10 protein-coding genes are annotated in these 11336 nt (G+C 75.5%); 3 read left to right on the top strand and 7 right to left on the bottom strand.

Going from position 1 to position 11336, the window contains the following annotated elements; all coding sequences use genetic code 11:
* Positions 1-3: 3 nt before the first annotated feature.
* On the top strand, positions 4-960 hold the full coding sequence (ccsB, locus tag XF36_RS00525; RefSeq protein WP_020625495.1) for a c-type cytochrome biogenesis protein CcsB: 957 nt from the start codon (positions 4-6) through the stop codon (positions 958-960).
* A 43-nt stretch (positions 961-1003) separates the two neighbouring features.
* Positions 1004-3220 carry a MinD/ParA family ATP-binding protein gene (locus tag XF36_RS35395; RefSeq protein WP_414706212.1) on the top strand — a complete coding sequence of 739 codons (2217 nt, stop codon included), beginning with the start codon at positions 1004-1006 and terminating at the stop codon, positions 3218-3220.
* A gap of 129 nt (positions 3221-3349) precedes the next feature.
* Here XF36_RS35395 and XF36_RS00535 read toward each other — a convergent pair whose 3' ends face one another.
* Together XF36_RS00535 and XF36_RS00540 are read right to left on the bottom strand one after the other, a co-directional pair.
* Complete coding sequence (locus XF36_RS00535) at positions 3350-3583, bottom strand: hypothetical protein (protein ID WP_202968461.1); 234 nt, start codon at positions 3581-3583, stop codon at positions 3350-3352.
* Positions 3584-3668: 85 nt separating this feature from the next.
* Complete coding sequence (locus XF36_RS00540) at positions 3669-3881, bottom strand: BldC family transcriptional regulator (protein WP_043276768.1); 213 nt, start codon at positions 3879-3881, stop codon at positions 3669-3671.
* A 301-nt stretch (positions 3882-4182) separates the two neighbouring features.
* Here XF36_RS00540 and XF36_RS29400 point away from each other — a divergent pair, with 301 nt between their 5' ends.
* Entirely contained in the window at positions 4183-4713 is a 531-nt protein-coding gene (locus XF36_RS29400) for a DUF4229 domain-containing protein (protein ID WP_082375719.1), read from the top strand.
* A 187-nt stretch (positions 4714-4900) separates the two neighbouring features.
* Here the strand turns inward: XF36_RS29400 and XF36_RS00550 are convergent, their stop codons facing one another.
* The 5 genes from XF36_RS00550 to XF36_RS00570 form a co-directional block, all read right to left on the bottom strand.
* Positions 4901-5773: a 1,4-dihydroxy-2-naphthoate polyprenyltransferase gene (locus XF36_RS00550; protein WP_060710461.1), complete on the bottom strand. Its 873-nt coding sequence runs from the start codon at positions 5771-5773 to the stop codon at positions 4901-4903.
* A gap of 133 nt (positions 5774-5906) precedes the next feature.
* Positions 5907-7538 carry a hypothetical protein gene (locus tag XF36_RS00555; protein WP_060710462.1) on the bottom strand — a complete coding sequence of 544 codons (1632 nt, stop codon included), beginning with the start codon at positions 7536-7538 and terminating at the stop codon, positions 5907-5909.
* A 226-nt stretch (positions 7539-7764) separates the two neighbouring features.
* A complete protein-coding gene (menE, locus tag XF36_RS00560; protein WP_193393995.1) occupies positions 7765-9018 on the bottom strand; it encodes an o-succinylbenzoate--CoA ligase in 1254 nt (417 codons plus the stop codon).
* Positions 9019-9485: 467 nt separating this feature from the next.
* Positions 9486-10388 (bottom strand): 1,4-dihydroxy-2-naphthoyl-CoA synthase, encoded by a 903-nt coding sequence (locus tag XF36_RS00565; RefSeq protein WP_060710464.1) that lies wholly within the window; start codon positions 10386-10388, stop codon positions 9486-9488.
* Positions 10389-10405: 17 nt separating this feature from the next.
* The gene (locus tag XF36_RS00570; protein WP_060710465.1) at positions 10406-11299 is read right to left on the bottom strand and encodes an aminoglycoside phosphotransferase family protein; all 894 of its coding nucleotides are present in this window, start codon (positions 11297-11299) and stop codon (positions 10406-10408) included.
* Between the last annotated feature and the right edge of the window lie 37 nt (positions 11300-11336).

The following is an 11336-nucleotide window of genomic DNA, read 5'->3' on the forward strand; positions in this document are numbered from 1 at the left end:
GAGATGCTCGTCGACCCGATCACCGCGATGTGGAGCGACCGCCTGTTCCAGGCGACGCTCGTCGTGCTGCTGCTGGCGCTGGTGTTCGCGTCGCTGGAGTACGCGGCCCGCCGCGTCGCCAGGGCCTCTGCCCGGCAGTCGGAGCCCGCCCCGGTCGGGGCCGGGTCCACGGCGGTCGCCGCGCCCGAGGAGCCCCCGTCCGACGACGGCCGCCGCTCCCGCGCCGACCGCTACGGCCGGATCGGCATCTCGCTGATGGTGCTGGCGTTCCTGACCCACCTCGGGTCGATCGTGCTGCGCGGCTTCGCCGCCTACCGGTGGCCGCTGGGCAACATGTATGAGTTCACCTCGGCGCTGTGCCTGATGGCCGTCGGGGCGTGGCTGGTGCTCGTGCGCCGGCACCCGGGGCTGCGCCCGGCCGGGGTGTTCGTGCTGACGCCGGTCGTGCTGCTGATGTTCGTCACCGGCACCGTGCTCTACCTCGACGCGGCGCCGGTCGTCCCGGCCCTGCAGTCGTACTGGATCATCATCCACGTCACGACGATCACGCTGGCCTCCGGCCTGCTGCTCGTCCCCGGTGTGGCGAGCCTGCTGTTCCTGGTCAAGCGGAACGGGAAGCCGGCGTCGTGGGCCGCGAAGCTGCCGTCGGCGGAGTCGCTCGACCGGCTGGCGTACCGCGTGACGGTGCTCGCGTTCCCGCTCTACACCTTCGGGATCATCACCGGCGCGGTGTGGGCCGAGGCGGCCTGGGGCCGGTTCTGGGGCTGGGACCCGAAGGAGACCGTCGCCTTCGTCGCCTGGGTGCTCTACGCCGCCTACCTGCACGCCCGGGCCACGGCGGGGTGGAAGAACTCCGGCGCCGCGGCGTGGATCAACACGGCGGGCTTCGCCACGATCGTGTTCAACCTGTTCTTCATCAACATGGTGGTCGCCGGGTTGCACTCGTACGCGGGGGTGTGAGGCGCCTCGACCACCGGGTTCCGCCCGGCTACCGTCGTTTCCCGTGAGTGAGAACGGTTCCGGCGAGCAGCCCGACGGGTCGGTGGGCCGCTACGTGCGGGAGCGCTGGGCCACGACGGAGTCCCCCGGCCGGTCCTTCGGACGGCGCAGGCGGACCGGCGGTGACGACGCTGCGGAGCCGGCCGCCGAGCCCGGTGACACGCCGCCGCGGACCCCGACGGCCGCCGAGCGCGCCGCGTCGGCGCCCGCCCCGGGCCGCGCGGCCATCGGGACGCAGACCCCGCCGGCGGGCTCGGCGTGGGGCAGCGAGCTTCCCGAGATCGACGACGACCTCGTCGACGAGATAGACCCGTCCACCCCGCCGCACGGGATGGACCTGTCCGCCCTGCGCGAGACCCCGCGCCCGACCTCCTCCGCCGGCACCGCGGCGGCCGCGGACGCCGAGGAGGAGCTCGCCCAGGCCTCCGCGGGCGACCCCCGGCACCGGCGCGACGACGCCTCCCCGGACCCGGGCGTTCACGACCACGGCCCCGACGACACCGGCCTCTACCGGGCCGCGGGCACCGACTCCGAGCCGTGGTGGGCGGTGCCCGCCTCCGCGGTGCCCGACGACGACCCCGACGCGGACCTCATCTGGCGTGCCGACCGGTCCGGGGGGCGCACGGCCGCCGGCGCCGTCGACCGCGCCACGACGTCCGGGGACGACTCCTCGGCGGCCGCGCCCGACTCCCCGGACCGCTCCTCGGCGGCCGTGCCCGACTCCCCGGACCGCTCATCGGTCGCCGCACTCGACTCCTCGGACCGCTCCGCGCCCGCCGGGTACGACGAACCGGTCGTGCCCGCCGCCGTGGCGCACCCGGATCCCACGGGGCGGTCGCACCCGGATCCCACGGCTCGGTCGCTCCCGGGTCCCGCGGGTCCGGCGCCCACGGATCCTGCGGGTCCGGGACCCGCGGACCCCACGGAGAGCGGTGGCCGCGCGGCGCGGGGCGGGTATCAGCCGTACGCCGAGCCGGCCGCACCCGGACGTGGTGCCGCGGCTCCCACCGAGGGGACACGGGAGCCCGCCGGAACCGCCCCGACGCCCCCCGCCCGGCCCGGGACCCCACGGACGGAGCGTTCCCGTGACGACCGTTCCCGTGACGACCACCGCCCCCGCCAGGCGGACCGTCCCTGGCGCGCGGCGTGGGACGACGAGTCCGCGGAGACCGGACCCCAGCGCACCCTGACCCCGCCGCGCGGCCGCCCGCAGACGGGGGTGAAGCGGCCCCGCTGGACGGCCCCCGAGGCGATCGAGGCCCGGGCCGCGCAGCACCGCCGCAGCGACGAGCCGCACGGCGGGCTGGACCTCGCGCCGTCGCGCATGGGGCACGGCGGCGCGGGGCGTCCGCCGACGAGCGGATGGCGTCGCTGGGTCTACGTGCTCACCGGCGGCCTGGTGAACCCGGGGGAGAGCCCCGCGGAGCTGCACCGGCGCGACCTCGTGGCCCGGGCGAACCGCCCGCTGATCAGCTCGCACAAGATCGCGATGCTGAGCCTCAAGGGCGGGGTCGGGAAGACGACGGTCACCGCGACCCTCGGTGCGACGTTCGCGTCGCACCGCGGCGACCGGGTGGTGGCCGTCGACGCCAACCCCGACCGCGGGACGCTGAGCCAGAAGATCCCGTTGGAGACCACCGCGACCGTCCGCCACCTGCTGCGCGACGCCGACCGGGTCCGCCGCTACAGCGACGTCCGGGCCTACACCTCACAGGGTGTGTCCCGGCTCGAGGTGCTCGCCGGCGAGCAGGACCCGGCGGTGTCGGAGGCGTTCAGCGAGGACGACTACCGGCGCGCGGTCGACCTGCTGGAGCACTTCTACAACCTCGTCCTGACCGACTGCGGCACCGGCCTGATGCACTCCGCGATGTACGGCGTGCTGGGGATGGCCGACCAGATCGTGGTCGTGTCGTCGGGCTCGATCGACGGGGCCCGCAGTGCCTCGGCGACCCTGGACTGGCTCGACGCGCACGGCTACGGGGCGCTGGTGCGCAACGCCGTCGTCGTCATCAACACCGTCTACCGGCGGGGGACCGGTGGCGGGGTGGACCTCGACCGCGTCGCCGAGCACTTCTCGGGACGGTGCCGGGCCGTGGTCAAGGTGCCGTTCGACCCGCACCTGGAGGAGGGCGCGGAGATCGACCTGGACCGCCTGGAGGAGGCGACCCGCACGGCGTTACTGGAGCTGGCGGCGGCCGTCGCCGACGGCTTCCCGGTCTGATCCCGGGCCACGGACGGGCCTGGCGACGCCCGACATGTGAGCGGAGACACCGAAGGGGGGTCCGCCCGGTCGGGAGGACCGACCTTCGGTAAGGGCGTCTTGGGGGAGGTGCCGGCCGTGCGAACCCGCTCAGGGACGCTCGGGCGGGTCCTCCTGGTCGCGGACCTTCTCGTCGAGCTCACGCAGGAAGTCGGGGTCGTCGTCGGGGCCGGTCGCCCGTGGCTTCTCGGGCCGCTGGCCCGATGACCAGGGGAACTCCGCGCGCGGGATGCGGTCGGAGACCACCTGTTCGGACCGCAGGGTCCGCACGAGCAGCACCGCGACCACGGCCGCGCCGACGAGAAGGATAAGGAAGAACAACATCAGGCCACCTCCGCTGTCCAGCCTAGCGAAGGTGGCCTGACGTACGGGTGAAGTCGAGACCCTCACCCCATGTGCGTGGTCCGGATCAGCGCAGGCCGCTGTTCGCCTCGCTGGTGAGGTCGGCCAGCAGGCCACGGACCTCGGACTCGCGGAACCGGCGGTGTCCGCCCGGCGTACGGATCGAGCCGATCCGCCCGGCCGACGCCCAGCGGGTCACGGTCTTGGGGTCGACGCGGAAGAGCGTGGCCACCTCACCCGGGGTGAGAAGTCGCTCGGGTGCCTGAGTCGGAGCTGCCATGGGGATCCTCCCGAAGTGCACGTGGAGTATGTGTCACGGTGCTCGCCGGAGGCATCCGGCCGGGTACCGCTCTCTCTCTTTCCGGGCCATCGTGACACCACAGACCCCGGGTACTCGAACGGTGTTGTGTGGGTAAAGGGTTCTTAAAGGGCAAAGCCGGTGAACGACTCGAACCGGACAGCCGGGGGCATCCGGGGAGGGACCGCCACCCGGTGGGGTGGCGGCGATCCGGACGTCCGTGCCGGGCCGGGCGGAACCGGGCAGCCGCGGCCCGGCCGGTCCGGCCCGTACCCTGGTGGCCATGACGTCTCCGACCCCGCCGCAGGCCGCGGCGCGGGAGCGTGCCGGTGAGCCCGGGCTGGCCACCACGGTGGCGCTCTACACGCTCGCGCGGCTCGGTCTGCTCGCCGTGATGACGGTCGTTCTCGCGCTGATCGGTGTGCCGTGGCTCGTCGCGCTGCTCGTGGCGCTCGTCGTCGCACTGCCGCTGTCGATGGTGCTGTTCCGCGGGCTGCGGGAGCGGCTGGACCGGGCGATCGCCGCGTCGACGGCCCGCCGGTCGTCGGAGCGGGAGTCGCTGCGTGCCCAGCTGCGCGGCGACGTCGGCCCGCCGCCGACCCCGGTCGCACCCACCGAGCCGGCGTCCCCGTCGGCCGACACGTCCCCGTCGGCGACCGGAGCATCGTCCACCGCGTCCCCGTCCGGTGCCTCTCCGTCTGCCGCGTCGCAGTCGGTCGCTGACGGCCCGGACGGCCCGGACGGCGCTGCCGGCCCTGAGGCGTCCGCCGGGGTCGACCCGGCCCCGTCGGCGGCCGACGGCCCGGCCCGCTGACGGCCGGACGCCCCGGCTCGCCGGCCGGTTGCGCCCCGACGTGTGGGCCCGCGGGCCCCTTCCCGGGACGGATCGCCCCGGTACGGCCGACCGCCGTACTCCGACGTGCGGACGGCGCGCCTCGGTCCGGGGACCGCGGGCAGCACTGTCGTGCCGGATCGCCCCGCCGGCGGCGCCGGGACCGGTCTCAGCCGAACGCGAGCCCGACCGCCACGGCCACGCCCCAGGCCAGCAGGAGCAGGCCGGTGTCCTTGAGGACGGGGATGAGCGCGGGGCCCTGTGCCCCGCCGAGCACGATCCGCACCGGCCGCACGGCTGCGGGCAGTGCGAGGAGCGCCAGCAGCACGCCGGGCCGGTCGAACGCGGCACCGACCGCGACGACGAACGGCACCAGTACCAGCGCGAGATGGAGCAGCCGGGTGCCGCGATCCCCGAGTCGCACCGCGAGGGTGCGCTTGCCGACGCCCCGGTCGCCCGGGATGTCCCGCAGGTTGTTCGCGACCAGCACGGCGCAGGTCAACAGTCCGGCACCGACCGCGGCCCCGACGGCGGCGGCGTCGACGCGCCCGGCCTGGGTCACCATGGTTCCCAGCACCGCGACCGGGCCGAAGAACACGAACACCGCGACCTCGCCGAGCCCGGCGTAGCCGTAGGGCCGCGATCCGCCGGTGTAGTACCAGGCCCCGACGATGCACAGGGCCCCCACGAGCAGCAGCCACCACTGGCCCGAGACCGCCGTGAGCACCAGCCCGGCGACGGCCGCGATCCCGAAGCAGGCGAACGCCGCGGTCTTCACGGTGGCCGGCTCGGCGGCCCGGGAGCCGACCAGGCGCTGGGGGCCGACGCGCTCGTCGTCGGTGCCGCGGATGCCGTCGGAGTAGTCGTTGGCGAAGTTCACCCCGATCACCAGCGCGACCGCCACCAGGAGGGCGAGCAGTGCGGAGCCGGGAGCGACGGCGCCCGCGCCGAGCGCGGCGCCGGTCCCGACGAGGACGGGCGAGATCGCGGTGGGAAGGGTGCGCGGCCGCGCGCCCTCGACCCACTCTGCCGTGGTGGCCACCCCGGAAACCTATCCCGCCGCGCCGCCGTCCCGCCGGAACCGTCCCACCTCACAGCCACACCCTGGGCCGGTCGCCACACCCGCTGCAACAGGTGTGAGGACCGGCCCAGGGTGTGGCTGCGGACCCGGGAGGTCAGGGGGTGCCGGAGGGTGCCCGTCGGGCCGAGCCGGGTGTCACGCGGGCGGCCTGGCTGGCGCCGTCGGGGACGTCGCTCGTGGGCGCTGGCGTGGGGGTGGATCCGCCGGCGGCCGGAGCACCGGTGCCCGGCCGGTCCGCCCAGGAGGGCGACGGTGCGGGGGAGGCCGGAGCGGTGCCTGCCGGGGCGGAGGTGGTGGCCGGAGCCGGTGAGCCGGCCGCCCCGGCGGACCCGCTGGGTGCCGGGGAGGTCGCGAACCCGGCGGACGCCGCGGGAGCGGTGGAGCCGCCGGACGCGGCGGGAACGGCGGAGTCACCGGGCGCAGCCGAGGCGCCGGGCGCGGACGGCGCAGCGGGCGTGGGCCCGGCGGCGGAGGAGTCGGACGGAGCCGGTGCGGCGGGCGCTGCCGGGGCGTCGCAGGCCGGGACGTCGCCCGGCAGCCCGGCGAACGCCGTCGTCGGGAGGTACTGGCCGTCGCCGATCCGGACGAACGCGCCGGAGGCGCACTGCACCGGCACCTCGGTGGCGTCGACGGCGATCCCGACCGACTCCGCGCCGGCCTCGGGACGGGCGAGGATCTGCACGTCCGGGGCGCCCTCGGTGCGGATCGCGGACAGCCGCTGCGACCCGGTCCACAGGTAGTCGACCTGGACCTGCGAGTTGTCCTTCAGCCCCAGGACGTCCCAGAAGATGCCGTCGCCCAGGTCGATGCCCGCCGGGTTGGCGACCCTGCGGCCGAACTGGTCCTTGCCGCCGTTGTGCCCGTTGCGCGCGGCCGCGGCCTGCGGCACACCCTGGGGCAGGTCCTTCCACATCTCCCGCTGGTCCGACGGGTTCCAGTAGTCGTCCTTGGTGTTCCACGGGCCGATGTCCCACACCGGGGCGATCGCGCAGCGGCCGTTGGGGGCGCAGACCTTCACCGAGTAGTCGGTCTTGCCGTTGGCCGAGAGCGCCCGACGCGACGGCAGCGCGACGAAGCGGTCCCGGTTGACGATCTTGTGGCCGTTCGCGGTGGTGCCGCCGACGAGCCCCTCGCGGGTCGCGAACACCGAGTAGCTGCGCGGAGCGGCCTCGGTGAGCGGTTCGCCCTCGGCGCCGGCGTTGGGCGTCGCGGTGAGGGTGACCTCCCGGACGGTCGGATCGGCCGCCCCGGTGGCGGTGAGGACCAGGCGTCCCTGCACCTCGGTGACGGCCTCCGGCAGCTCGGTGCGGGAGCCCTCGGCGGGGATCCACTCGGTCCAGCCGCCGCCTGCCCGCTTGCCCCGGACGTCGACCGACGCCGTCGAACCGGGAGGGGTGTCCGCGACCAGCAGGGAGTCGACCTCGCGGGTCGGGGTGTCCAGGGTGTGCGGCGCGAGGGTCAGCAGCCCGGTCGGGACGACCTCGGCCGGGTCCGCGGAGGACTCCGTGTCCCCCTCGTCCGCCGGGGCCCCGAAGGCCGTCGACCGGTCGAACCGGGCCCCGTCGGGCGAGACGACGACACCTTTGCCGGTGCCCTCGCTCAGCTCCGGCTGCCACGTCGTGCCCGGCTCGCCGGCCATCGCCGGGACCGTGGCGGCGGCACAGAGCGCGCCGGTCGCGGCGAGCAGACCGATGGCCCGCAGCCCGGCCCGCGTGATGCTGCGCATGGATAACCCCCGCTGATAGCTGTGACTCGTGTGACGACGGGGAACCCTGTGATGGGTGTGGGTTCTGAGTCGCCAGTGGTCGTAGCACAGTCGATTTCAGGGCCGCGCGCAACGCACTCTGTGTGAACCAACTCCAAGGTGTGTACGCGGATCAGGTGATCGAGACCGTGACGCAACGGTGCGATCCCACTGCTGAACGTGACCGACAACTCCGCTGGGTGAGCGGTCAGGCGGAGCGTGCCCGCATCAGGAGCTCCGTGACGGCGGTGCGGTCGGGCTTGCCGATCCCGCGCTCGGGCACGGTGTCGGCCCGCAGCAGCAGCCGCGGTACGGCGGCCCGACCGCAGGCCGCGCGGACCGCGGCGCGCAGGGCGTGATCGTCCGGGGCGGCCGCGGCGGGCACCACGAGCGCGGCCACGATCTGGCCCCACTCGTCGTCGGGAAGGCCGACGACGCACGCCGCGCGGACGCCGTCGACCGCCAGGAGCGCCCGCTCCACCGCGGCCGGTGCGACCTTCTCGCCCCCGGTGTTGACGACGTCGTCGGCCCGGCCCAGGACGGTCAGCGTCCCGTCCGGTGCGAGCGCGCCGAGGTCCCCGGTCCGGAACCGGCGGACGCCCCCGTCGGACACGAAGGCGTCCGCGGTCGCCTCCGGCGCCCCCAGGTACCCGCCGGCGACGACCGGCCCGCCCAGCACCACCCGACCGTCGGCCGGGTCGAGGGTGACCTCGACGCCGTCGAGCGGGACGCCGTCGTAGACGCAGCCGCCGCAGGTCTCGCTCATCCCGTAGGTGGTGACCACCCGCACCCCCGCGGTGAGCGCGCGCTCGCGCAGCCGCGGGTCCAGCGCCGCCCCGCCGACGAGCACGGCGTCGTACCCGGCCAGGGCGTACAGCGGTGCGGCGCCGTGCTCGAGGACTCGTGCCAGCTGGGTCGGGACGAGGCTGGTGTAACGACGGGTGCCGTGCGCCATCCGCCTGGTCGCGCGGGCCAGGCCGTCGGGCCGGAAGCCGTCGCGGACGTCCTGGACCACACAGGCCGTGTCCACGAGCAGGGCGCGCAGCACCACCTGGACCCCGGCGACGTGCTCGGCGGGCAGCGTGAGCAGCCACGACCCCGGGCCGCCGAGACGGGCGTGCGTCGCCGCGGCCGAGGCCCGCAGAGCGTCCGCGGTGAGTGCGACGTACTTGGGCTCCCCGGTCGATCCCGACGTGGCGACGACGGCGACCAGCCCGTCGGGCAGCTCCCCGGCGGCTGCCGCCCGCGCCACCGGCCCCGGCAGCGCGGCGGCCTGCGCAGTGTCGGCCTGCCCTGTGCCGGGCCGGTTCGTGTCGGCCCGCCCGGTGCCCGCCTCCGGGCCGGGCCCGGATCGCACGGGCAGCACCGCGGGCCCCGCACCGTCGAGGGCGGCCCGCAGCGCGGCGGCCAGCCGGGTCACCGACTCCGCGGAGCCGTCCACCGGAAGTGCACGCACAGTCATGCTGTCAACCCTGTCTGCCGTGACGCACGCAACCGGAAGCAGCGTCCGAACGGCCTCTTTCATCAGATTCGGGGAACGGTGTAAGGCACGTGCAACGCGGACGGCCTCCCGCCCGACTCAGGGGGTGAGAGCGGCGGCGCACCCGCCCGCCGGTCACGGGTTCGAAGGAGCTCACCATGCCGTACACCGCCTCCGCCGACGCGTCCCCGACCGGGAGCCCGCGCTCGCTGCGCTGCCGTCGGCCCGCCGGCTCCGGGCACCGTGCGGACGCCGGCGAGCTCGCGGCACTGGCCTTCGACCTGCCCGCCGGCCCGGTCGGCCCTCCGGCCCCGCCCCGGCCTCGGCGCCGGTCCGGGTCCCGGTGCCGCAGCGCCCGGCGGTCGTGGTCCCGCGGCAGAGCGGTCCGCGGGGCGTCGCGGCGCGGCCGGTCCCCGTGCCCCGGCCGCGCCCGACTGCGGAGTGAGGACCTAGTAGTGCCAGGGGAAGGGCGACCAGTCCGGGGCGCGCTTCTCCAGGAACGAGTCCCGGCCCTCCACCGCCTCGTCGGTCATGTAGGCCAGCCGGGTCGCCTCGCCGGCGAAGAGCTGCTGGCCGACCAGGCCGTCGTCGGCGAGGTTGAACGCGTACTTCAGCATCCGCTGGGCCTGCGGCGACTTGCCGTTGATCTCCCGGGCCCACTGCAGGGCCTCGGTCTCCAGCTCGGCGTGGTCCACCACGGCGTTGACCGCGCCCATGTGGTGCATCTGCTCGGCGCTGTAGGTCCGGCCGAGGAAGAAGATCTCCCGGGCGAACTTCTGGCCGACCTGGCGGGCGAGGTAGGCCGAGCCGTAGCTGCCGTCGAAGGAGCCGACGTCGGCGTCGGTCTGCTTGAAGCGGGCGTGCTCGCGGGAGGCGATCGTGAGGTCGGCGACGGCGTGCAGCGAGTGCCCGCCCCCGGCGGCCCAGCCGTTGACCACGGCGATGACGACCTTGGGCATGAAGCGGATCAGCCGCTGGCACTCCAGGATGTGCAGCCGCCCCGCCCGACCCTGCTCGACGGTCTCCGCGGTGTCCCCGGAGGCGTACTGGTAGCCGGTGCGGCCACGGATGCGCTGGTCGCCGCCGGAGCAGAAGGCGCGCTTGCCGTCCTTGGGGGAGGGGCCGTTGCCGGTCAGCAGGACCGCGCCGACATCGGAGCTGGTCCGGGCGTGCTCCAGGGCGCGGTAGAGCTCGTCGACGGTGCCCGGCCGGAAGGCGTTGAGGACCTCGGGGCGGTCGAACGCGATCCGGACCGCGCCGGTGTCGCGGGCGCGGTGGTAGGTGATGTCGCGGAAGTCGAACCCGTCGACCGGTGTCCACGCGTCCGGATCGAAGGTCTCGGAGACGGTCATGGCCGCACTGTAGGGAATCAGTCGGCGACGAGCGGCGCCAGCCGCTGTGCGACGGCGAGCGCGGGGCCGGGGCCGGTCCACCCGGCGTCGCCGTCGGCGTCCCAGACCTCCGACAGCACGCACACCGCGAACCCCCATGCCACCGCGCGGTCCCACTCGATCCCGACGGCGTCGGCGAGCCGTTCCAGCCGACCCGGGGCGCGGCGGGCCAGCTCGGCCGGGTCGGCGTCCAGGGGGTTGTACAGCAGCTGCCCGCAGTCGTAGCCGGGGTCGCCGACCCGGCCGTGCGGGTCGATCGCCAGCCACGGCTCGCGGGTCGCGGCCAGGACGTTGTGCTGGTGCAGGTCCCCGTGCAGCAGCACCTCGCGCTCCGCGGAGCCGCACAGCTGCGTCCACAGGGCCGCCGCCCGTTCCACCAGCGGCCGGGGCAGAACCGCGTCGGGGCGGGCCAGGTGCGCGTCGAACGCCGCCCGCTCGACCGCGACGTGGTCGAGCCCCGCCGGGACGGGCGCGCGGTGCAGCCGGGCGAGCAGCCCGCCGATCACCTCGACGGCCCGGTCGTCGGGCACGGCCGTGAGCTCGGTGCCGGGCTCGGCGCGCTCCAGCAGCAGCGCGCCGCGGGCCGGGTCGGCCCACAGCAGCCGGACCGCGCCGTCGCCGTCCCAGGCGCGCAGCGCGGCGGTCTCGGCGTCGAGGTGGCCGTCGGGCACACCGGCCTTCAGCACGGCCGGGGTGCCGTCCGCGCAGGTCACCGCGCGCACCGTGTGGAAGGTCTGCGGCAGCGTCGCGCCGAGCTCCAGGCCCAGCTCGCCCGCGAGGTCGCCGAGCAGCCGGTCCCGGGCGGCCAGCCAGGTCGCGCCCGCCGGGCCCCAGGTACGCACCACGGTGTCGGCGAGCTCGTCACGGGGCATCGGCGCAGCGTGCCGAGGCGATCCGGATCACCGCAAC

This window comes from Pseudonocardia sp. HH130629-09, from assembly GCF_001294645.1.
In the GTDB taxonomy this organism is placed as follows: domain Bacteria; phylum Actinomycetota; class Actinomycetes; order Mycobacteriales; family Pseudonocardiaceae; genus Pseudonocardia.